The sequence below is a fragment of the Limosilactobacillus sp. genome (assembly GCF_051873035.1).
Classification (GTDB): domain Bacteria; phylum Bacillota; class Bacilli; order Lactobacillales; family Lactobacillaceae; genus Limosilactobacillus.
On record NZ_JBJEEL010000004.1, the window covers coordinates 1 to 22,926 of the forward strand.

The following is a 22,926-nucleotide window of genomic DNA, read 5'->3' on the forward strand; positions in this document are numbered from 1 at the left end:
AAGACCCTACACATTTGATTCGTCGAAACTTTGTTCAGTTTTCAAAGGTCTACCAAGCTGCCATCAAACAGCTTTTACATTATATCATCTCATCAAATCGATGTCAAGAATAAATTTTAATTATTTTTTCTTGACTCACTCACGAGACAACTTAATCATATTAACAGATAAACAAATCTCTGTCAACAACTATTTTTGAAGCAGTTAATTCAATTAACAGCTGCTCCGTAACAGCAAGTAATAATATACCAAGCATCAAGTCGTTCGTCAACACCTTTTTACAAAAAAGTTAAAAGGTATGCTGTAAATCGTACAAGCTATTAAACACTTCAATTGCGGCCAGGTCGAGATCATCAAAGCGGAAACGTTCTTGGGGCCGAAAACGGACAAAGATAAACTCATCCGTATCCCGATTATAGGTCACCTCGCATACCGGTATACCGAACTGTTCAAAGGTTCGGCGTTGTCGACGCCCGCTCCGGTCATGCTGCATTGCATCCAGACGCCGAATAATTTGTAGCAGCTGTGACTTCACTGCCATCCCCTCCTTCAAATTAAAAGATGAGTAATGTCAGCCATTACTCACCTTCAACATCATGTTTAATTTTATCTGGTTTGACTACTAATGCAACCATCCCGGCAAACATTCCAAAATAATACGTCAATAGGCGCCATAAAATCATCGCTAAAACGAGTTTACTCCCGGAACCGATAAAGCTAGCAAATAGTACCGAGAAAGAGTATTCAGCACCACCAGCACCACCAGGAATTGGAAAAAGCGAGATGATCATAAAAATTAGCACGTGCAAGCTAACCACCATCACGAAGTTCATTCCATGAACATCCAGTGCCAGCATAATAAAGTATGGAATCATGTAGTAAAAGAACAGCTGGCATAACGTTACAACACAAACCTTAGCTAGCTTCCCGTACTCCCCCTTCATGCGCAGGCTTTCCTTGTAAAAGGAATCAACCTTCTCATTTAGAGTCAGGCGCATCCGCTCATAGCGGGCTGGCTTCATAAACCAGGCACAGGGTTTGATCACTAGGTTCATCGCCTTTTTGGTGAAGTTATACCAATACATTACTAACAAGAGCCCCACGATAACTGCTAAGTGGATCGTAAAGCCCAACAACACCAGCAATGACAATGCGTGGAGCTTTTCAGCAATAAAGTGGAAGCCAATCACCAGACTAACTAAAAAGTTAATGACAATCATCGCTTGGAAGACGACAAATTTCATCAGTAAAACCGAACTGGCTACCCCACCATCAACACCACTCTGGAGCATGGCAACTAGCTGAGCCGGTTGGCCCCCCGTCGAGAAAGGGGTAATCCCGTTAAAGAGTTGTTCAATTGGTGGTAGCCGCATCGCGTCACGCCAGGTAAAGCTCGGGTAACGGTTCGCCATAAAAGCCTTTACCACCACTCCTTCTAGGGCAAGGTAAAGACAGATACAAATTAAGGCGACTAACATCCACCACCAATTAAGGGTAAAGAAGTCCCGTACTAGCAGGCGAATATTAACGGTCCGGAGTGAATAGGCAATAATTCCACCGCCGATTAATAGCATCGCCACCAGTACAAACCAGTTTTTCCTAGTCATGGCCTGCTCCTTCCTGTGCCTGTTCCCGATAGAATTTCTGCCAAATTGCCGCCAGGTGTTCTTCGGAATAACGTTCAGCTGCCTTATGCGCCTGCCTTCTCCAGTAACCTAAGCGAGCAGGGTCGTTACGCAGTAGCGTCAACTTAACCTGCATCTCCTCAACATTCTTAGCTGGTTCATAGTCACCAGCAATAATCGCCTTATAGAGGTCCAAGTCCCGTAACATCACCGGTGTACCACAGCTAAACGCCTCTAGCACCGACATCGGAAATAGCTCATTAAAAGAAGGCAGTAAGAAAAGGTCAGCCGCATTATTAAGCTGGGCAATCTCGTCCCGGCTTACGATCCCTGTAAAGCGAAGATTTGCGGGCGGGTTGTCCACGACCTTTTTTAATTCTTGATAGCCATCGGTTAACCGGCCAAAGGAAAAGCCACCCGCCCAGACAAATTGAACATCCGGGTTCTGGCGTGCTAGTTGGATAAAGTCAGGAACCCCTTTTCGTTCCTGCACCTGACCGCTCCCCAAAACAACAAACCTATCTAATGGCAGCTTAAACTTCTTCCGCAGCTGTTGTTGTTCTGTAGCCGATACCGGATGAAAGCGCCGGCTGTCAACGAAGTTCGGAATATAGCTAATCTTTTCCCGCGGGATACCGTAGGCCACTAATTTGTCAATAAAAGACGGGTTAACTACCACCAGATGGTCCATCCGTTTATAAAATGCGATCACATAACGATAAAAAATCCCACGAAATGGTTGTGGGATTTTTAAACTGCCTTCCAGTGTTTCAGGCAAGAAATGAACATAGCCGACCTTTTGTCCGCGCTTCTTGGAAAAGGTCGAAAAGTAAAAAGGAAGATCAATGGTGTGGTAATGACTCACATCGCTCTTCCGGTAATGGTTTATTTCAACATCAAATTCACCCGTAAAATGGGTTTTCAATAGGTTAACCAGCTCAAGATAAGCGCTACCGACCCCCTGGCCAGCCACCTTATCAGCCGAAGAAAACATCGTAATTTTAATCATCACTAGCTCCTTAAACGGTGAAATAAACGATGGTGGTGTTGTGACTTGGCTTGTTCTTCAACCATCATCTTATCTTGACAGTTACGATAAAAGGCCACGACGCGCTTTCCAAACACTTCCGCCGAAATGGCGTGGAGCTTTTGCTGACGCTTAGCGTGTGACTCCTCATTTCCGGGATGGTCAAGGTAGTGAATAACCCCCTTGACTAGGTCAGCCCGTTTTTGGAAACTGATACCGATTGCCGGATCATCAATGAGCTCATCCGTATAAACACTCCGCATTACCACGATTGGGAGGTCGGAAGCTAAAGCCTCATCGTAGGTCAGTCCCTGCGACTCCGAGTCCGAGGCGGATACAAAGACGTTAGCCATCTGGTAATAATGGTGGACCACCTCATTTTTAACCTCGCCCGCAAACTGAACGTGCGCCGTCAAATCCATCTGGCGGACCTGCCGCTCTAGTGTCTGCCGAGCTGGTCCATCCCCCACGATCAACAACTGCGCCGTGGGCTTTTGGGCCAGGATATCCGGCATGGCATCGATTAACGCGTGAATATTCTTTTCATAGGCCAAGCGACTTAACGATAGTAACACTGGTGTATCCGCATCATAGCCATATTTGGCACGCAGCGCTTGGATCTGAGCCGGATCATCCTGCTTTTGGTACACATTAAGGTTGATTCCAGTCGGGATAATACGGATTGGGACCGTGATCCCATACGATTGAAGGGTGTCTAAGACCCGTTTGCTAGGGGCAATCACCCCATCTAGGCTCCGCATATACATTCGCGCATAGGTCGCCACGTTCTTTGGCTTCACGATGTGCCCGTTAGCAATATAGTGAAGGTAGTCCTGATACATCGTATGGTAGGTATGGAGACAGGGAATGTTTAATTCGTGTGCCACCATCTTCCCCATTAAGCCCAACGCAAATTCCGTCTGGTTATGAACAATGTCTAACTGTAATTCTTTGGCCAGCCGGACAACCCGGAAGGCCCCCCGCACCGCAATTCGCCGGTCCGTAAACGAAATAAAGGGGATACTTGGCAAGCGATAAATGCCGTTTTCAACATCATCCTCTTTGGCCTGTGGGTCAGTCGTCGTAAAGATGTAGACATTGTGTCCCTGAGCAGTCAATTCATCACGCAGGGTCTTAATCGACGTCGCAACCCCACTGACCTGAGGAAAGTATGTATCTGTAAAAAGACCAATATTCACACTAACTGCTCCAATCTTTTAGTTCTGTCCATAATGGCTCTCATTATACTAAATCCCGTATTCTTTAGCAAAAGCCGCATTTCTCCTATTGTAACAATGACTAACCAGGGACGACAAGTTCTATTATAAGAGATTAATTTTTTCTTAAGGCAATCCCGCAACTTCGATTAATAAAAAAAGTTTCAGTATCTCCTCCCAGAAAACACTGAAACCTAACTTACTTATCTTCGAGTGCAGGAACAAACTCCTTAACCAACTTGCTGACTGCCGGTGCTGTCTTGGCATTTAATGCCCGGTGAACTAGCGGTTGCAAATGCCGGGTACTGAGTTGCTTGATCAATGCCCGAATCTGCAAAACCTGGCTACTCCGCATGGAGAATTCGTCCAAACCCATCCCCATTAGGAGTGGGGTCGCCATGGGATTACCAGCCATTTCACCACACATACCGACCCACTTACCTTCCGCGTGGGCCGCGTCAATTACCCGCTTAACGGTCCGCAAAACAGCAGGATGGAGCTCCTGGTACAAGTATGCTACTCGCGCATTCCCCCGGTCAGCCGCAAACAGGTACTGAATTAGGTCATTACTACCGATGCTAAAGAAGTCCACCTCGGGGGCAAAGGCGTCGGCCATCATGGCGACCGCCGGAACTTCCAGCATCATGCCGACCTCGATGTCTTGGGCCACCTTCACACCGGCAGCTTGCAGTTGTTCTTTTTCCTCATCAAGAATCGCCCGGGCCTGGCGAAATTCTTCAATCGTCGCCACCATTGGAAACATAATCGCCAACCGACCGTATGCGGAAGCCCGGAGTAGTGCCCGGAGTTGGGGCCGTAAGATCTCGGGCCGGGCTAACCCTACCCGGATTGCCCGAAAACCTAAGTAGGGGTTGGCCTCTTCCGGTAAGGGGACCATCCCCAACTTCTTGTCACCGCCAATGTCCAGTGTCCGGGCCACCACCCGCTGGTCGCTCATAGCGGTGACGAATTGCTTGTAAGCCGTAAATTGCTGTTCCTCATCCGGCAGCTGGGCCTGGTTCATATACAGAAATTCGGTCCGTAAAAGGCCAATCCCTTCGGCACCATTTTGACGGGCATCATCTAGGTCCGCCAGGGTGCCGACATTGGCGGCTACTTCAAAATGCCGACCATCGACGCTAACCGTCTGCTGGTCCCGTAAGGCTCCCCAAGCCTCTTGTTCACGGGCAAATTGACCAGCTAGTAAGCGGTAGAGTTCCAGCTCATCTTCGCTGGGCTGAACAATTACCTTGCCATGGATACCATCGACAATCAAAAGGTCCCCATCATGGATCTTTTCAGTCGCATCGTTAGTCGCCACTACCGCTGGTAATGATAGTGTCCGGCTCATAATCGTAAAGTGGGAGGTCCGGCCCCCCTCATCCGTCACCAACCCAGCGACTAAGTGGCGGTTAAACTGGGCAGTATCAGTCGGCGTCACATTCTTTGCCACAATAATCGCCCGGTGGTCAGGTTGCTGCGGGTCCGGTAGATTAACGGCTAGGAGGTGGCTTAACAAGCGCTTAGCCACGTCCTGCATTGCCATCCCCCGCGCCTGAAGATAGTCATTATCATTCTGGTGTTCAAACAGGTCTAAGTAGCGGTCAGTCACTACCCGAACTGCCCACTCCGCAGTAAAGTCATGCTCTCTGACCTCCTTTTCAATGGCGGCCATAAATGCCGGATCATTAAGCATTGCCAACTGGGTATCGACGACTGTCGCTGCCCGTTGGCCCAGCTGCTGGTGAGCCTGATCACGAATGATACGTAGCTCATGCTGGCTGAACGCAAAAGAATCATGAAGCCGGGTGACCTCATGATTCTTATCATTCGTATGCTCTTTTTGGACGGATAAGTCTGACCCTACTAATAGGTAAGCCGGCGCAATGGCAATCCCATTGCTCGCTGCTAGCCCATTTAGTAGTAAAGACATTAGTCAGTCAATCCTTCCTTCTTCATAGTTTCAGCAACAGCATCCAGTGCTTCCTTCTCGTCGTCACCACTAGCGGTAATGGTAACACTAGCATTTTGGCCAACACCAAGTGACATTACACCCATAATGGACTTCAGGTTAACGCTCTTACCTTCGTATGACAGAGTAACATCGGATGAAAACTTTGATGCAGTCTGAACCAGAATGGTAGCTGGACGTGCATGAATACCAGTTTCAGCAGTAATAGTAAAATCGCGTTTTTCCATTATTAATCAGTCTCCTTCGAGCAGATTTACTTTTATCAGTGATAAGTTTACCACTGATACACCTCGATAGATATATTTTAGCAATTGTAAGCGGTAAATACAAGACGGTTCAACGCAAGTTATCGCTGAATTAAATGGTAGGTAATTTTGCCACCGATATCAGCTTTTCCTTCAATTTGGGTCCGGTACGGATAAGCATGGTAAATTCGCTGGAATTCTTGAAAATCCTCCGGCGTGATTATAAAGTGGTCAATTTTACCGGACCGTAAATCATCTAACTGTTGTTTAAAGTCGCGTTCTACCATTAATATCCCCTCCAAGTCATTTCATTTTCTTATTATACACGATACACCTTTTTAGCAATCAATCACTAAGAGTGCTAAAATATGGTCAGTGCCTGATACAGCAGTATTATATTTTTTCTTAAAGTCAGTCACAATACTTGCTTCGTGATAAAAAGTAAGTATAATAATAATCAATGGTCAAGAATGGTCAAACATTTCTTGGAGAAAATATTCGGGGAGGTATTAATTTAGATGCTCTGTCAAAATTGCCATCAAAACCCTGCAACAATCCATTTACAAATGAATTTTAACGGGCAACGGATTCAAATTGATCTGTGCCAAGAATGTTATCAAAAATTACAAAACCTACAAACCAATATGATGAACGGAGGTAACGGAATGAACAACTTCAATTTTGGAAGCCTCGAAGACTTTATGAATGCCATGAACAACATGCAAGGTCAAGCTGCCAATATGAATGGTCAAAACCCTGGCGCCCAAGCCCAACGTGGCGGTGGCCGGCGCGGCGGTAAAGGAATCCTGGGTCAATACGGTATTAACCTCACCGACATGGCCCGGCAAGGAAAGATCGATCCCGTCATTGGCCGGGACAACGAAATTAAACGGGTAATTGAAATCCTCAACCGGCGGACCAAGAACAACCCAGTGCTGATTGGTGAAGCCGGGGTTGGTAAGACCGCGGTTGTCGAAGGACTCGCCCAATCAATTGTTTCCGGTCAGGTACCAGAAAAGTTAGCCAATAAGGAAATCATTCGTTTGGATGTTGTTTCCCTGGTTCAAGGTACGGGTATCCGGGGCCAATTCGAAAAGCGGATGCAACAGTTAATGGAAGAAGTTCGTAAGAACAAGAACATCATCCTCTTCATTGACGAAATCCACGAAATCATGGGTGCCGGTAATGCTGAAGGTGGAATGGACGCTGGTAACGTCTTGAAGCCGGCCCTGGCACGGGGTGACTTCCAATTAATTGGGGCCACGACGCTGAACGAATACCGGAAGATCGAAAAGGATGCGGCCTTAGCACGGCGGTTCCAACCAGTACAAGTTGACGAACCAACCGTTGATGAGACCATCAAGATCTTAAACGGTATTAAAGGTCGCTACCAAGACTACCACCACGTTAAGTACACCGATGCAGCCGTCGTCGCAGCTGCTAAGCTGTCCGACCGTTACATCCAAGACCGGTTCTTGCCTGACAAGGCCATCGACCTCTTGGATGAAGCCGGTTCACGCAAGAACCTAACATTGAAGACGGCTGATCCAAACATGATCGAAAACGAAATCCACACGGCCGAAGCCCACAAGCAACAAGCCGTCGACAACCAGGATTACGAAAAGGCCGCCTTCTACCGTGACCAAGTAACCCGGCTGGAAAAGGCAAAGAAGGATGCCGAAGAAAACCACACGGAAGACTCGGCAACGGTTACCGACAAGGATATGCAAAAGATCGTCGAAGAAAAGACCAACATTCCGGTTGGCGACCTGCAAGAACAAGAAGAAAACCAGCTGCGGGACCTCGACAAGAAGTTGGAAGCCCACGTTATTGGTCAAAACGAGGCCGTTGATAAGATTGCCCGGGCCATTCGGCGGAACCGGATTGGTTTGAACAAGTCCGGTCGGCCAATTGGTTCCTTCCTCTTCGTTGGTCCAACTGGTGTTGGTAAGACCGAAACCGCTAAGCAATTAGCTAAGCAACTCTTCGGTTCTAAGGATGCCATGATCCGGTTTGACATGTCTGAATACATGGATAAGACGTCTACTTCTAAGCTGATTGGGGCGGCCCCTGGTTATGTCGGCTACGAAGAAGCTGGTCAATTGACTGAACAAGTGCGGCGCCACCCATACAGCCTGATCCTGCTGGATGAAGTTGAAAAGGCCCACCCTGATGTTATGCACATGTTCCTGCAAATCCTTGATGACGGTCGGTTGACCGATTCACAAGGTCGGACGGTCAGCTTCAAGGACACGATCATTATCATGACTTCGAATGCCGGAACCGGGGATGCGGTAGCCAGTGTTGGTTTTGGTGCCGAAGCTTCTGGCTCCACCCACTCCATCATCGACAAGTTGACGAACTACTTCAAGCCAGAATTCTTGAACCGGTTTGACGACATCGTTCAATTCAACGCCCTCACTAAGGATGACCTGATGAAGATCGTTAACCTGATGATTGACGATGTTAACGGGATGCTGGCTGACAAGAAGCTCCACATCGATGTCCCAGAAGACGTTGATGAGAAGTTAGTTGACCTAGGCTATGATCCAAAGATGGGTGCCCGTCCACTTCGTCGGGTAATTCAAGAACAAATTGAGGACCGGATCGCTGATTACGTTTTAGACCACAATGACGTTCACGACCTGGCAGCTCAACTTAATGCTGACGGTAACATCAGCGTGGTTGCTGCTGACCACCAAGAACCAGCTAAGGTTTCTAGTGAAAACGACTAATTAATTGCAAATAAAAAATAGAGGTTGGGGATTTTCCCTAGCCTCTATTTTTTTATAGCGCAGCTAATCGGCGGTGAACTTCTGACACCGGATACGCAATTAACGGGACGGCCACGGCCGCAAAGATCAACTCCAGGGTACCATTGGTAGCTAAGATTACTAACAGGGCCGCTAATAGGTGGGATACATCAACCCCGTAGGTCTGCGCCACGGCTGGCGTCCGGTAGAAAAGATAAATAAAGCCCAACACCAAAGTGGTATTGGTCAGGCTACCCGCCATCCCAGCAATCGTCATTGCTAACTTCTGGTGGCGCGGTCCCCGGTGTAACCACCGGTAAAGGTAGCCTGCTACGATCCCAATCATAATCCGGGGAAGGACTGAAACCAGCGGATTAATCATCACTAGCGGTGCCAATGGACTTGATGGTGCCACAAATGCCCGGACCCAGGTTAGAAGGCCCCAGGTACCACCGACAATGGCACCGTCGACCGGTCCCAGTACAATGGCCGCAATACAAACGGTCACGTGCAGGGTGGTAATGCTAAGCGGTCCCAGGGGGATGTTACCGAGAAAGGGCACGAAATCTTGTAAGATAATGATCGCAATAAAAATGGACCGGAGCGTGTTCCGGCGAATTCGTTGGCGGCGGGTCAACTTAACCACCCTCCCTTCGTTTGAAAACGAATTAATTTTACCAAAAGTCCCCCACTTTCGCTAGCTCAACCCACCCCTACACATCATCAAAAATGCAGTATAATAGGCCTGTATAAGTTTTTTTGTGACGGGGTGGCAGCATGTTAGAACATTTAAGAACTGGTAACCCAATTTGGGTTTACTACATTGATATTGACACGGGGGAAAAACTGATGGTCCCACAGTTAATGAAGGGGATCGTTGGGTGTAAGTATCACGTTGACAAGAAGGAATTCCCCCACTACCGTTTTATTAAACTAACGGGACCGGCAGAAGGCAGCTTTGATATGCAACGTAAGGACGTTCGCCTGTACTACCGTAAGGATGCATGGCAAGCCGTCGAGGACGTTGACCTATACTTGCACCTCGACCAGGTAACCACCATCTATGATCAGGCAAATGGTTTACCAATCAACGAACCCCTGCCAGCCGGGATTGTCATCAAGGCCTTCCGGCGGATTAACACGGCCGATGGTGAGACCTGGTACGAACTTGGTGCTGGTCAGTGGGTTAAATATGATGGGATGCGGGTTGTTAACAACCCTTATGACGAAGAAAACCACCAGTCCAGCTTTGCTGACCAGCTGACGATCCTCCCTCTCAAAAATGTTCAGGGAACAATCGACTATCTGCCAGGTAAAGGAATCGATGTCTTTGACGCACCATATGGACAAAGAGTGGCCACCATCCCCGATGGTAAGCGCGTTAATATTTCTGGAAAGCTCGATGACCATGGTGAGATTACCTGGTACCAAATCGGTGACCACCAATTTGTGACGGGAAACTATGTAATTATAGATAATCAAGAAGACTAGTCTTAAGCGACTGCGATCATCATTTTCGCGGCCGCTTTTTATTACGGTCATATTACATAAAGTTTTCATATATGTTACAATAAGAGTGTGTAGATAGGCGGTAGTAATGCCTCCCGTGTTTTAAAGGGGTGTTCAAAATGAGACTAAATAAAGTAATTATCAATGGTTCATTAGTATTATTACTCGCACTAGGGCTTGGTGGTTGTGCTAATAACAACGCCAGTACGCACAAGGCTAGTCATGAGCCAGCTTCCGCCAAGGTCACTAAACCAAGCAGTCACAAGAAAGATAATGATAGTCGCAATAAGCCGGCAGTTGCTAAACCGGAAAATAGCGATCGTCAGAATAAGCAAACAGTTGTTAAACAGGAAAATAACACGGACACTACTACCCCAGTAACGGCGAACACCGTTACGAGTTACACCGGCCAATCCGTCGATAGTGCAACCAGCACGGTTAACGCTGGTTCATATAACGCCACGACCAACAAGCAGTTCGTGGCTGATCCGACTACTGTGAATACTACTACTAACCAGGTTACCCCACCAGTAACACCGGGTAGCCAGCAGGCAACCACTACTGATGAGCAAGAATGTCCGGCGGCATTTTACTATAACTGGGTTTGGACAGATGCACAGGGTCGAACCCACAATGTTAACTGGGACTTAATGGACCGAATTAATGACAACGGCCAAATTACCTATGCTGATTACTATGACGAGTTGCCAGATAATGCCGTTCAATATGACCAACGGGACTTCAACCTTCATTACGATGGTACTGACCAGTGGATTATCAACTTCGATAACCAGATCAATGCCGCCCCTAATTATGGAGTAGTTAACCGGAATTAGACCCGAAAAAAGCAAGGGAGCGAGACAGAAGTCGGTACGACTTCGTCTTCGAGCCCCCGCGAGCACAAATAGGGGTCCAGAGTTCGGCTTTTGCCGGACTTTGGACCCCATTTGTGTACCGCGTTATTCGTCTTTAATCCATATAAAGGGACTTATGTCACAGCCCCTACTTTTTATTATATAAACTAACTATTCCTTGCTCACCGGGTGCTCGATCCGGTAAATATCGAAGAAGTACTCGCAAATCGTCTTAACCACCGCATAGGCAGGAATACATAAGATCATCCCCGCAATTCCGGCGATGTGTCCAGCAGCCAGTAACAGCAAAATGATCGTTAACGGGTGAATTTGCAGGCTCTTACCGATGATATTCGGGTAGATAACATTACCGTCAATCTGTTGGACAATTATAACCACAATAATGACCGGAATTATTTTCCGCGGTGCCATCGTCAATGAAACGAATAGTGCGGGGGCAATTCCGATATAGGGCCCGATGTAGGGAATAATGTTGCAAAGACCGGCCGTAATCCCTAGTACCAATGCCAGGGGCTGGCCAATTATTACATAGCCTAACGAAGTAAAGACGCCGACAAATAAACATTCAATTACCTGACCAGCAATATAAGATGACAAGGTATTATTCATCTTATTGAGCAGCTGTTCAACTTCCTTAGCGTGGTGTGGTGACAACCACCGCTGAATGCTCGGGCCCAGTTTGGAACCATCCTTTAGCATGTAGAAAAGCATTACCGGTACCGTGATCGTCACTACCGTAATATTGGTAACCGCATTGACCACATCCCCGATCCGGGATGACAGACCCTTTAAGACAACCTGGGCATACTTAGCCAACTGGTGGTCAAACTGACGGTAGTAAGAAGAAAGGTCGACGTTGCGCAGCGCCGAATGCTGAATGGTCTCGTTTAGCAGCTTTTGGAGTCCACTAGCCGTTTGCGGCAGGTGGGTTACCAGCGAAGTTACTTCCTTGACCACGGGCGGGATCAGCGCGGCTAACCCACCCACAATAATTAAGATTAATACCAGGACCAACAATAAGCTGGCAATCCCCCGGTTAAAGTGGAAACGGCCAATCCGGATCTTGAGAATTAGTTTTAAGATCGGATTTAGCATGTAATATAAGAAGCCCGATAAAATTAGTGGTACAAAGACGACCGAAATAAAGGTTAAAAAGGGCTGAAATATAAACTGAATCTTAGTACAAACTAGGATCAAGCTCGCAAGCAAAAGTAGTAAAATTGGCCAAAATAGCCAATGATAGTATCTCTCCTTCAATGTTCTTCCCCGTTTCTTAATAATAACTTCCTATATATTACGGCTTTTTAGCGGTGAAGGCTAGACCAGGTTATTAATTTTAACCGTTCCCCCACCCTTATTAGACGTTTGTTACGAAAAATGACTAAGATTGAAATTAATTATCATTTTATTGACTAAAAGGTTACATAAATATTTCAAGCGTGTTACAATAAATATATTGAAAGGAAACAACAATGTTAAATAACATTGCGGAAGGGGTGCTATTATGATGATGAAGTTAAATAAAAAGGTATTAAACAGTTCTTTAGTTGTATTACTTGCTTTAGGGTTAGGCGGTTGCGCTGCTAACAATGCAACGACTACCCATAAGACGCATGAAGCTACGAGCTCACAGGTCGTTAAGCAAAGTAGCCACAAGAAAGCTGATAACAAGTCAGCTAAGTCCGCTAGCGAACAATCAGTTACCAAATCTTCAAGCAGCAGCGTTTCTTCGACTGCTGTATCACAAGCTAGCGCCACGACGAGTACGAAGAGTGCTAAGGCTGCGGCCACTGCTTCTAGCAACACTAAGGCTAGTTCCAGCAGTGTAAGTAACGCGAACAACGTTGCCGTAGCACCAGCTAAGTCCACTAGTCAAATCAGCAATGTTAAGCAAAACGAACAAAAGCAACTCGGCTTAGGGGATGTTGCTAGCTGGACCGACGCCAAGGGTGTTACCCACCACGTCGACAGTGATGGTATGGACCGCTACACTACTAAGGGTAGTTCCCAGGTTCAGTACCAGGACTTCTCAGGTAGCCTGCCGAGTGATGCTGTCATCACACACCAAAATTAATGGTGACAATAATAGCATTCCGCAAAAAGCCGTTGGGATTTTCCCAACGGTTTTTTGTTTACTCTAAGACTAAAAAGGGAGCGGTGACATAAGTTCCTTTCCCCAGATCAACAGTCACCAACGAAATGGCCGCAAACATTCGGAAAAGCCCGAACGCTTGCGGCTATTTGTACTCACGAGAGTTCTCAGAACCCCGAAGCCGTAACTGACTTCTGCTGCACTCCCCTAATCTCAGGTTGTTCTTTTAGTAGGCATGCTTCAGCCGTTTTTCAAAGTGGTTGAGGATCCTGGTGAGGGTAAAGGTCAGGATGAAGTAGATTAACATCGTGATGAAGAGAGGTAAGACCCCCTTATAAGTATCGGATTGAACCAACTGAGTTTCATACATTAACTCGGCAACCCCAATAGTAGAAACCAGGGAACTATCCTTTAACAGGGTAATGAATTCGTTACCCAGGGCCGGCCAAATGTTCTTTAGGGCCTGGGGGATGATGACGTAGTGGAAGGTCTGCTTCTTCGTCATCCCCAGACTCCGGGCAGCTTCAGTCTGCCCGATCGGGAGAGATTGGATCCCGGACCGGATGATTTCAGCTACGTACGCCCCCGAATTAATCGAAACGGCAATGATCCCCGCGATTAGCGCCGGCATTGACCGGATAACCGCCCCAATTCCAAAGTAGACGAACATGATCTGGACCAGCATTGGTGTCCCCCGGATGAACTCAATGTAGCAGATCGCAATCGCGTGGAGGAGCTTACTACTCGACAGCCGCATCAGGGCAAACAAAATTCCGAGGAGGAAACCAAAGATGACGGCAACAACCGTAATTAAGAGTGTGTAGCCGACCCCCTTGGCAAAGAAGGACCAGTAGCTGGCGACGGTATTTTGCTTGTTTGACGACTTCATCATCTTGGCGGCCTGTGGTAGCCACTTCTTCTGGATTAGTTTTTCCCGGTTGACCTTATCAACTGTCTTGTTAGCAGCGGCCTCTAACGAAGTGGCACCCTTGGGAAAGGCGATCGCTACCCCGGCTGTTTTGAACTTAATGTGGGAGTTAAAGGCGTAGAGGTCTGGGTTGGCCTGAGCAAATGCCTGGGCGGTCGCGGAATCCATTAGAACCCCAACTAGCTTCCGTGACTGTAATGCGATTACCAGTGATGACCACTTGGACAGTCCCTTTTCCTTAACGTCCGGGATGTATTTCTTGATTAAGGAGTACTCCATGGCCCCGTTTTCGGTACCAACGGTCTTGCCCTTAAAGTCCTGGTAGGTCTTGTACTTGCTCTTATCGGACTTTTTAATCAGGAAGTACTTAGTCCCCTTGTAATAGGTCTTAGAAAAGTCAACGCTCTTTTTACGCTCGGGAGTGATGTTAATTCCGGCAATTGCAACGTCGACCTTGTGTGACTCAAGCGCCACCAGGAGGGAGTCAAAGTCCATGTTCTTAATCTGCACTTTCACCCCGAGGTCCTTGGCAAGCTGACGGGCCAGGGACATTTCAAAACCAACGTAATGGGTCTTGCCGTTCTTCTTGGTTGTAAATTCATAGGGCGGGTAACCAGCACTGGTACCGACGACCAGGGTGCCCTTTTGTTTAATCTTTTGCAACGAGTCATCGCTGGTTGTAGCGGTGGAGCTACTAGTGGTGCTGTCGGAACTGCTGGCTGAACTATTGGCCGCGGCGAAAGCATTCAATGGTGCGACGACTAACGAAGCGAGAATAATTAACATCATTATTAATTGCTTAATATGCTTCATAGCCGAACTCTCCTTTGCGTAATTGATGTTGTTAATTAATATACGCTTATATGTTTAAATATGCAATATATTTCCATAAAGTTCGATAAGTATACATAATAAAGAATAATTCAAAAGAAAAAAGGACCTAAGTCCCTAATAATAACCGGCATTGACTGAAATATTCGGATCTCATTCAGTTCCGTTTTCCTTTAAAATATAAACATATTAACAAAAGAAAAAGACATCGCCGGACCCCTGATGCCTTTAATACCCCTGGAAGAATATAATAATCTAAAGTAATTACAAGTATATTGAGGACGAGTTACCTGATTGTACAGTTCTAATGATTTCAAATTATATCGGGCTGAAAAAACGATGAACATTATCATGATAAAAAGAAAGAACCATTCAGAATTTTTTGAAAAATTCCGAATGGTTCTTCTTCTTTAAGTCACAGTCCCCTTTTTATTACCGCAGTGCCCCGAGCGGGAACATGACATCAACGTAATTTTCGTTGGCATCCCGGGTTAGTGAATAGCGGTCAATAATCTTGTAATTATCGTTTAAGCGCAGGCCACTTGGCAGGTTAATCGTCGTCGCAAAGCCGGACCGCCCCGCATTAACATAGCGACGACCATAGATAGCCGCAACGTCTGGCCGGGCCACCGTATTCGTGATTGTTTGCCGGGCAACTTCACGTCCCTGTGTATTATCAAACACAATCAAGGTATGGTAACCATTAAGAAGGTTGCTGGCCCGCCAACCACTTAGGGTTAACCGGTACTGACCATTGCTGGCCGTAGTTAGGTTCCAGGCATCCAGGTTCCCGGTTTCATTACTGAGCAGGTCCTGGGCGCCAAACCAGTAGTCGGTATACTGGCTACCGTTACCATTACCGTTGCCACTATTAGCCGTCGAGTAGCGACTAATAACCGCATAGCGATGACCAGGAACAAGGTTTAAACCATCCAGGTCCAGGCTGAGGTTAAAGCCGGACTGGCCCGCATTAATCACCGTTGGGTAAGCCCGTTGCACATCCGGCCGGGCAACATTATTTACCCGCCAGGCTCCAACCTGCTGGTTAGTCGTCGTATCAAAGAGAATAATGAAACGGTTGCGTTCAAACTGACTGACCGCGTTGGCGTGCCAGCCACTAATGTTCAACTTGCCATTAGCAATACTAAAGTTATCAAGACTTCCCTGGTTGCTGTAGTTACCTTCCGTTAGCGGTGCAAACCAGTAATCGACGTAGTCACTATTGCCATCAACGCTAGCACTGTAACGGCTGATCACCTGGATACGCTGGTTAAAGTTAAGCCGGTTCAGGGGCACGTCCACCGCAAAGCCCGACCGGCCGGAGCCATCGACTTGGGGGTAGACATTGGCTACGTCGGCCCGGTTAATGCCGTTTCTTACCAGCACCCGGTCAACTTCCCGACCATTATTCAAGACGATAATGTAATGGTAAGGCTTATCCGCAGCCTGGTTAGTCGCGTGCCAACCAGTTAGGTGCAGCTGATCGCCACTGACGGTTGTCCCATCAAAGCTGGCATAGTTCCCCCGGTTTACCGTAATCGGTGCAAAGTAATAATCAATGTAGTTACTGTTCCCATCAGCCGCGGCACTATAACGGCTAATCAGCCGGATACTCGTCGCGTTGGCCAGGGCCGAACTAAGGTCAATGCGGACGGCAAAGCCCGATTGATCAGCGTTGTAAACGTCATGGGCCCGCCGGACATCCTGGCGTTCCACATTAGTAACCCGGGCCCGCCCTAGTTCACGACCATTTTGATCGATCGCGATAATGTAACGGTAGGGATGGCCCTGGGTAGCGTTCGCCGCGTGCCAGCCAGTCGCCACTAATTGCCCAGTACTGGTAAGGTAGGCGCCATCGAGGTTCCCATAGTTACCGTTGTCACGGTCATCCCAATAGTCGGAGACCGTGTTGCTGTTGCTAAAGTGGTTCGTATCGTAGTCACTACCATTAGTCCAGATGTAGTGCATATCGATGTTTTCCAAGCGGAAAGTAAAGTGACTACCGTTCCCCCAACTACCATTGCCGGCCGAGTAAGTCAGCGCCGGGTACAGGGCCAAGGTAGTGATCGGCTGGTTATAAGTTAAGAAGTTTTGGGCATGGCCAAAGATATCTTCGGCATCGTTAAAGAACATTCCCATAATACCGTAATAAACTAACGCCCGCAGGTCATCCATCGTCTTAAGGGTAAAGAGCGGTACAGAGTTACTGTTGGCAAAGTCGCTCCCCTTCGCCTGGGCAAATGGCCGGGCAGTTAGACCAGGAACATCATCAATGTAAATCTGGAAGGTAGCAATGTTTTCCGACCGCCCCTGTAAAATACCATAGTCGTGCCAGTTTCCCTTCAATAGGGATTCATTTCGCGACTGGTATTCCAGGGCCATTTGCCGAACCTGGTTGATCGTGGCCGCGTTTTGGGTAAACGGCGCCTGCCCGAATTCAGACCGGGCCCGGTTGACTAAACCGAGACCGTACTGGTTCATCTCTTCAACCTGGTTGGCCGTCAGGTGGTTAATATCGACCTGTTCCTGGGCCGCGACCGGGTCAGATTGATAATCATTATTGTAAATTCCCTGCCGGGCCACCTGCTGTTCGAAAGCATTAGCAGCATCGGCATTGTTGATGTTGCGGACCGCGTTTAAAGTGTAGCCTGCTGGAAAATTAATATTTTGAACGTTTTGAACCTGGTTTAAATTATTTGAGTATAAGTTCAAGTTGTTAGCCGTTGTTGATTGTTGTGGCTGTTGAACTACCAACTGTTGCTGATCACTTGCTACAGTGGTGTCCGCTTTGACGTTATTGTCAAACAGTGCCCACCCAGCAACGGTGGTTACCGCCGCAGTCGCAATAATTTTACCGAGCTTCCTGTTCATGTCTATAATCCCCCTCCACATTATTAATAATATTGTACTCTGAAACATAAAAAAGGACTATGACCAATCGTAAATTGTCATCGTCCCTTAATGTTTTTGTTACGTTAGCGGTTAGTTGCCGCCGTGGCTGATTACCCACTGTGGGTCGAGCCAGGTTCCGGAACCGGTAGCGGCACTCGGGTCCGACCAGCTTGGTTGGAAAGAGTGCGCGAGGTCCATTCCGTAGTTTGGACTGGTGTTGATTCCCAGGTGCAAGTGACTGGTATTCCGCCAGCCGATTACCTGGCCAGGGTAAATGATCTGACCAGGGTTAACCGCAATCTGGGCCCGGGTTTGGAAGGCTTCCTGGTAGACGTAGAGGTAACGGCCGTCCCAGGCGATGATGTACCACCACATTGTCTCACCCTTGCTATTCCGGCAGGTATTAACATCCAACACCTTGGCACCGTGAACGGCATGCACTTCTGAACCAGGGTGGTCGTAAGCACCGAAGTCGAGGCCGTCGTGGTAGTAGTTCCGCCGGTCATTGCCCGGATACTCACTCGTCCGCTTGTAACTGGAGTAACCGAAGGCCTGACCGGGAGCGAAGGAGCCCCGTCCGGCAGCTGGGAATGGCCAGGACCAACCGTCATTCTGTGGTTGGGCCCGGGCAATCCCGTCACTGCCGAAGTTGTAACAGTGACCATCAACGTAATTTACCCCGGTGTACATCTGCCCCTTGAGCTGGTCGTTGTAGACCCATAAGTCATCGGGCATTGGTTGGTTTTCGTAGCCATCGGAGAAGTAGTAGCGGTTACCATTAACCGTCCGCCAGCCGGTTGCCCGTTGCCCCGTCGTCGGGTCGTAGTAAACCGTGCCACCGTTTAAGTGCTGGAACCCGTCGTTAATCCCGATTTCGGGTGATACGAAGTTGATGTAGTCACTATTACCGTTGACGTCGCTGGAGTAGCGGTGCAGAACCTTAATCCCCCAGTGGTTCATGGCATCCGTTACCGGCAAAGTTATTCCAAAGCCGGACCGCTGACCATTTACAATGTAGGCCGCACCATCACTAACCGCCTGGTTGGAGTTAGTGGAATTCAAGGCCCGCCGGTAGAATTCATGGCCGTCAGCACCGAGGACGATTAAGAATTGGTATGGGCGGCTAGCGTCAGCCATGGAGGCGTGCCAACCGCTGACGTTAATAGTGTTGTTAGCCCGGTCAAAGCTCAGACTAATCCGCCCATTGTTAATTGGGTAGTTACCCATCCGTAGGTCCGTGGCATTGCCATTGCCGGCCGGATCATCGGTAACCCGGAGAATAAAGGAAATTTGACCATCCTTTAGGGTTGATGGGAGCATACTCGTCGGTACATCGACACTGAAGCCGGAGTTACCACTGTTGTATACACGCGCATAGTGGTTGGCAACATCCGGACGGGCGCTGAACTGGGTAATCGCCGCCCGACCAATTTCCCGACCATTATCAAGCACGATCACGTAAGGGTGGTGCTTTGATAATAACTGGTCACTGGCCAGCCAACCATTCACGTGGAAGCCGGTCGCCGTTTGGGTGAAGCCATCGACGAACCCGGCCGTTTGATTGAAGGTCACGGGGCCCATCCACTGGTCCTGGTAGGCACCATTGCCACCGTTGTCCTGCGCAGAGGTGGAGTAGCGGCTAACAAAGGAGTAAGAGTGGTTAGCCTGTAGGTTCAGTCGACCTAAGTTAACGTTGAAGCCTGACATAGCCGCCGTGATGATGGCTGGATAAGCCTTGGCAACGTCCTCCCGTTGAACCGTCGTAGTAACCCGCTGTGCAGTGACCTGTTGGTGAGTCGTGTTATCAACGACGATCAGGTAGTGGTAAGGCGCCACCACACTAAAGTCATCGGCGTGCCAGCCAGAGACGACCAGGTCACCGTTACTGAAGTTAACCCCGTCGAGGCTAGATACGTTAGCCCGGTTTAGGGTCAGCCAACGATCGGTGTGGGCCGCGTTGTTTCCATTGTCGTTCGGGTCAGCCGAGTAACGCAGGACCAGTGAGTACTGGTGGCTACTGTTCAGACCATTTGGTACATTCAACGTGGCCGTAAAGCCGGAATTAGCGGCGTTATAAGCGTCGAGTCCCCGGGCAGCTGCTGGCGTAGCACTCGCGGTTGTCTTAACCGCGGCCACTTGCCGGTTAGCAGTGTTGTCAAAGAGGATTAGGAAGTGGTTGGGTTCACCGTAAGCGGCATCGGCAGCATGGTAACCGGTAATAGTGATTTGCCCATTAGCCGATTGAACACCAGTAACTTGGGCATAGTTATGGTTAAAGGTAACTGGCGCAAACCAGTAGTCAACATTATTGGTGTTACCGTCACTAGAAAAGCTATAGCGGCTAATAATCCGGATTGGTCCCTCAACCATGGCCGGCGTTAACGTAAAGTCAGTTGCCCAGCCGGAGTTAGCGGCGTTATAGATGCCAGGGTAGACCCGGCCCACGTCTGGACGACTCGTGTTAGTCACCTCATGACGGGAAATTTCATGACCATTATTATCCAAGACAATAATGTAGTGATGCGCCCGGCCTAATTCACCATCCGTGGCGTGCCAGCCAGTCAGGTACAGCTGGTTGCCAGAAATCTTGGCTTCATCAAGTGAGGCCACATTTTGCCGGTCAGCTTGGAAGGGACTGTACCAGAAGTCGACGTGACTCCCTTCCCCATTTTGCGCATCGCTGGAGTAACGGGAAATTAACTGTAGCTGGTCATTTAAGTAACGGGCGTCATTGTTAAAGTTATAGTCGATCTGCCAGCCGGCATTCCGGGAATTATAGATGGACTGGTAGGCCGCGGCCACGTCCGGACGAGCGGTGGTGTCCACCTTGATCCGGGTCAGTTCCCGCCCCTGGGTCTTATCAAAGACGATGATCCAGTGGCTACGGTCCTGGTAGCTGGTGTTGGTAGCATTCCAGCCACTCGCCTTGAGGTGACCATCCGCAAAGGACCAGCTATCGAGGTTCCCTTCATTGCGGTTATCGATCGTTACCGGTGCATACCAGAAGTCGGCATCACTATTGTTGGCTGCAGCATCATTACTGTAACGGCTGACGATTCGCAGTGGTTGGTTAAACCAGTCGTTACTGTTAATTGTGAAGTTAGCCGACCAACCGGAGTTTAAAGCACCGGGAGTGTTGGCGTAAGAAGCCGCAACGTCGGGACGTTGGTTAGTGACCGCGGCGGTCCGGCCGAGTTCGTGGTTGGCCTGGTCGAGGACAATGATCTCATGATATGGCCGGTCACTAGCAGCACCATTGGCATTCCAGCCACTTAACTGGAGTTGACCGTTGCTCAGGTTAACCTGGTCGAGGTGGCCATAGTTACCACGGTCTGTATTAGTAGTAGTCGCCGCAGTGGCAGACTGCGTGGTGATCGCCTGTGGAGCAGTATTCGTAGCTGCTGGCGTAGTGACGGTCGCTGAGGTTGTCGTATCAGCGGCAGTCGTTGCTGACGGTTGGTTATCAACGGCGGCATCCGCATGAGCCTGTGCCTGGTGCAGGGCCAGGACGGTGCCACAAACGGTCAGTGTTAAGCCCGCCATGGCCAAGTGTCTAGCATGACGGAAATGTTGGTTAGTATTCATTACTTATCTCCCCTGATAATGCAAAATTATAACATCCTTCATTATAGAACTTTTTAGGCGTAAAACAATTGATCGTAAAAAGCCACCATGGTTTAACCGGGCACCGGCCTTACCATAGTGGCGAATTTAAGTTAGTTAAGATCCGTACCAATCCCTTGTTCCGTGGCACGGTCAACGATTTGACTGGCGACCACCACGTCAAGGACCGCGGTACCAACCGTCTTGAAGAAGGTAATCTCCTGGTCAGTGGTCCGACCGCTAACGTCACCATTGACCAGCTGCCCCAGTTCACCGGTGATTGCTGAACGGTCAATTTGGCCATCGTGGAGGGCCGCAAGGAGGTCACCGGCCTCAGCCAGGGTGCCGTCCTCGGTATCGACAAAGATGCGGTCGGCCTGGGTAATCGCACTGGTGGGAACCTCGTGCATTGCCGGTGTGTAGGCACCGACCCCGTTGATGTGGGTACCGGGCTGGATTAGGCGGCCATCAAAGACGGGGTCGTGGGCGGTGGTGACACAGGTAATAATGTCGACATCCGCAACGACTGCGTTGGGGTCCGGGACCGCCTCAAGCGTTACCGTAAAATGATTAGCGAATTGGGTCGTGGCATGGTTAACGAAGTCCTGGGCCTTGGCGTAGTCACGGTCAGCAACGTAGACCTTGGTTAGCGGCCGGACGGTTAACATGGCCAGGAGTTGGGACATGGCCTGCCCACCGGTTCCAATTAGCAGGGCGGTTTTACTAGTAGTCTTGGCCAATAAGTCGGTGGCGGCCCCCTGGACGGCCCCGGTCCGTAATTGGGTTAAATAGGTGCCATCAAGAATGGCCGAGACAATGCCGGTGTGGGCGTCCATAACCACCATGGTAGCGGGCACACTGGGAAGACCCTGCTGGGCATTATCCGGATAAACAGAAACGATCTTCATGCCGAGGGCTGGTTGGGTGCCACGGACATAGCCAGGCATGAAGAGAGCCTGGCCGTGGTGGTCCGGCACGTCAAGGTTGGTGCGGAGGGGGATATCGGCCTGATCGGCAGAGTAGCTGACCAACGCAGCCTTGTCAACCGCAATTGCATCCTTCATCGAAAAACAAGCTTGGATATCCTGTGCTGATAAATATTTCATGATGGTACCTCCCGAGTTGGTGTAATCGGTTCCATTTTAGCATAAAAAGAAAGCACCGTCGTTGGTGAGACGGTACTCCGTATCTCCGTATCTATTAATTCTAAAGGTTAATCATTCTTTATTGAGAATAATTAAAGATTTTTTACTAACTTTATATTTGCAATCAAGAAACAACATTACAGTAAAAATCAAATATATAACTGAAACTTGAAAGCTAATAATCACGCCAAAGGCGTGTGGTTATTGGCTTT

The 22,926-nt window shown here is 48.6% G+C and carries 17 protein-coding genes; 4 read left to right on the plus strand and 13 right to left on the minus strand.

Annotated features, from left to right (window positions below; all coding sequences use genetic code 11):
- Window positions 1-289 precede the first annotated feature (289 nt).
- The 7 genes from ACI31H_RS00165 to ACI31H_RS00195 form a co-directional block, all read right to left on the minus strand.
- On the minus strand, window positions 290-541 hold the full coding sequence (locus ACI31H_RS00165; protein WP_439769983.1) for a DUF1797 family protein: 252 nt from the start codon (window positions 539-541) through the stop codon (window positions 290-292).
- 37 nt (window positions 542-578) lie between these two features.
- On the minus strand, window positions 579-1,607 hold the full coding sequence (locus ACI31H_RS00170; RefSeq protein WP_439769984.1) for a lysylphosphatidylglycerol synthase transmembrane domain-containing protein: 1,029 nt from the start codon (window positions 1,605-1,607) through the stop codon (window positions 579-581).
- Window positions 1,600-2,634: a glycosyltransferase family 4 protein gene (locus ACI31H_RS00175; protein WP_439769985.1), complete on the minus strand. Its 1,035-nt coding sequence runs from the start codon at window positions 2,632-2,634 to the stop codon at window positions 1,600-1,602. Before ACI31H_RS00175 ends, ACI31H_RS00170 begins: the two co-directional genes overlap by 8 nt.
- Before the next feature lie 2 nt (window positions 2,635-2,636).
- The gene (locus ACI31H_RS00180) at window positions 2,637-3,851 is read right to left on the minus strand and encodes a glycosyltransferase family 4 protein (protein WP_439769986.1); all 1,215 of its coding nucleotides are present in this window, start codon (window positions 3,849-3,851) and stop codon (window positions 2,637-2,639) included.
- A gap of 217 nt (window positions 3,852-4,068) precedes the next feature.
- Window positions 4,069-5,802: a phosphoenolpyruvate--protein phosphotransferase gene (gene ptsP / locus ACI31H_RS00185; RefSeq protein WP_439769987.1), complete on the minus strand. Its 1,734-nt coding sequence runs from the start codon at window positions 5,800-5,802 to the stop codon at window positions 4,069-4,071.
- Entirely contained in the window at window positions 5,802-6,068 is a 267-nt protein-coding gene (locus ACI31H_RS00190; RefSeq protein ID WP_439769988.1) for a phosphocarrier protein HPr, read from the minus strand. The genes ptsP and ACI31H_RS00190 overlap by 1 nt, the downstream gene beginning before the upstream one ends.
- Before the next feature lie 119 nt (window positions 6,069-6,187).
- On the minus strand, window positions 6,188-6,373 hold the full coding sequence (locus tag ACI31H_RS00195) for a hypothetical protein (protein WP_439769989.1): 186 nt from the start codon (window positions 6,371-6,373) through the stop codon (window positions 6,188-6,190).
- 231 nt (window positions 6,374-6,604) lie between these two features.
- On the opposite strand from ACI31H_RS00195, the gene ACI31H_RS00200 reads away from it, so the two are divergent.
- Window positions 6,605-8,821 (plus strand): AAA family ATPase, encoded by a 2,217-nt coding sequence (locus ACI31H_RS00200; protein WP_439769990.1) that lies wholly within the window; start codon window positions 6,605-6,607, stop codon window positions 8,819-8,821.
- Window positions 8,822-8,873: 52 nt separating this feature from the next.
- Here the strand turns inward: ACI31H_RS00200 and ACI31H_RS00205 are convergent, their stop codons facing one another.
- Window positions 8,874-9,476, minus strand: coding sequence for an ECF transporter S component (locus ACI31H_RS00205; RefSeq protein WP_439769999.1), 603 nt, complete (start codon window positions 9,474-9,476; stop codon window positions 8,874-8,876).
- A 140-nt stretch (window positions 9,477-9,616) separates the two neighbouring features.
- Between ACI31H_RS00205 and ACI31H_RS00210 the strand changes: the two genes are divergently transcribed.
- Complete coding sequence (locus ACI31H_RS00210) at window positions 9,617-10,330, plus strand: MucBP domain-containing protein (protein WP_439769991.1); 714 nt, start codon at window positions 9,617-9,619, stop codon at window positions 10,328-10,330.
- A gap of 137 nt (window positions 10,331-10,467) precedes the next feature.
- Window positions 10,468-11,184 (plus strand): hypothetical protein, encoded by a 717-nt coding sequence (locus tag ACI31H_RS00215; protein ID WP_439769992.1) that lies wholly within the window; start codon window positions 10,468-10,470, stop codon window positions 11,182-11,184.
- 189 nt (window positions 11,185-11,373) lie between these two features.
- Here the strand turns inward: ACI31H_RS00215 and ACI31H_RS00220 are convergent, their stop codons facing one another.
- On the minus strand, window positions 11,374-12,480 hold the full coding sequence (locus ACI31H_RS00220; RefSeq protein ID WP_439769993.1) for an AI-2E family transporter: 1,107 nt from the start codon (window positions 12,478-12,480) through the stop codon (window positions 11,374-11,376).
- 247 nt (window positions 12,481-12,727) lie between these two features.
- Here ACI31H_RS00220 and ACI31H_RS00225 point away from each other — a divergent pair, with 247 nt between their 5' ends.
- Window positions 12,728-13,297 (plus strand): hypothetical protein, encoded by a 570-nt coding sequence (locus ACI31H_RS00225; RefSeq protein WP_439769994.1) that lies wholly within the window; start codon window positions 12,728-12,730, stop codon window positions 13,295-13,297.
- Between the two features lie 244 nt (window positions 13,298-13,541).
- Here ACI31H_RS00225 and ACI31H_RS00230 read toward each other — a convergent pair whose 3' ends face one another.
- The 4 genes from ACI31H_RS00230 to ACI31H_RS00245 all read right to left on the minus strand — a co-directional run bounded on the left by ACI31H_RS00230 (window position 13,542) and on the right by ACI31H_RS00245 (window position 22,675).
- Entirely contained in the window at window positions 13,542-15,056 is a 1,515-nt protein-coding gene (locus tag ACI31H_RS00230) for an ABC transporter substrate-binding protein/permease (protein WP_439769995.1), read from the minus strand.
- Window positions 15,057-15,506: 450 nt separating this feature from the next.
- Window positions 15,507-17,945, minus strand: a complete 2,439-nt coding sequence (locus tag ACI31H_RS00235) for an SEC10/PgrA surface exclusion domain-containing protein (RefSeq protein WP_439769996.1) — start codon at window positions 17,943-17,945, stop codon at window positions 15,507-15,509.
- A 111-nt stretch (window positions 17,946-18,056) separates the two neighbouring features.
- Window positions 18,057-21,551, minus strand: coding sequence for a peptidase M23 (locus ACI31H_RS00240; protein ID WP_439769997.1), 3,495 nt, complete (start codon window positions 21,549-21,551; stop codon window positions 18,057-18,059).
- 131 nt (window positions 21,552-21,682) lie between these two features.
- Window positions 21,683-22,675: an ornithine cyclodeaminase family protein gene (locus ACI31H_RS00245; RefSeq protein ID WP_439769998.1), complete on the minus strand. Its 993-nt coding sequence runs from the start codon at window positions 22,673-22,675 to the stop codon at window positions 21,683-21,685.
- Window positions 22,676-22,926 lie beyond the last annotated feature (251 nt).

Coding starts and splice junctions, on each gene's coding strand:
- ACI31H_RS00210 (WP_439769991.1), top strand. CDS start 9,617: ATGTTAGAACATTTAAGAACTGGTAACCCAATTTGGGTTTACTACATT.
- ACI31H_RS00225 (WP_439769994.1), top strand. CDS start 12,728: ATGATGATGAAGTTAAATAAAAAGGTATTAAACAGTTCTTTAGTTGTA.
- ACI31H_RS00215 (WP_439769992.1), top strand. CDS start 10,468: ATGAGACTAAATAAAGTAATTATCAATGGTTCATTAGTATTATTACTC.
- ptsP (WP_439769987.1), bottom strand. CDS start 5,802: ATGTCTTTACTACTAAATGGGCTAGCAGCGAGCAATGGGATTGCCATT.
- ACI31H_RS00175 (WP_439769985.1), bottom strand. CDS start 2,634: ATGATTAAAATTACGATGTTTTCTTCGGCTGATAAGGTGGCTGGCCAG.
- ACI31H_RS00165 (WP_439769983.1), bottom strand. CDS start 541: ATGGCAGTGAAGTCACAGCTGCTACAAATTATTCGGCGTCTGGATGCA.
- ACI31H_RS00240 (WP_439769997.1), bottom strand. CDS start 21,551: ATGAATACTAACCAACATTTCCGTCATGCTAGACACTTGGCCATGGCG.
- ACI31H_RS00190 (WP_439769988.1), bottom strand. CDS start 6,068: ATGGAAAAACGCGATTTTACTATTACTGCTGAAACTGGTATTCATGCA.
- ACI31H_RS00170 (WP_439769984.1), bottom strand. CDS start 1,607: ATGACTAGGAAAAACTGGTTTGTACTGGTGGCGATGCTATTAATCGGC.
- ACI31H_RS00200 (WP_439769990.1), top strand. CDS start 6,605: ATGCTCTGTCAAAATTGCCATCAAAACCCTGCAACAATCCATTTACAA.
- ACI31H_RS00235 (WP_439769996.1), bottom strand. CDS start 17,945: ATGAACAGGAAGCTCGGTAAAATTATTGCGACTGCGGCGGTAACCACC.
- ACI31H_RS00230 (WP_439769995.1), bottom strand. CDS start 15,056: ATGAAGCATATTAAGCAATTAATAATGATGTTAATTATTCTCGCTTCG.
- ACI31H_RS00245 (WP_439769998.1), bottom strand. CDS start 22,675: ATGAAATATTTATCAGCACAGGATATCCAAGCTTGTTTTTCGATGAAG.
- ACI31H_RS00195 (WP_439769989.1), bottom strand. CDS start 6,373: ATGGTAGAACGCGACTTTAAACAACAGTTAGATGATTTACGGTCCGGT.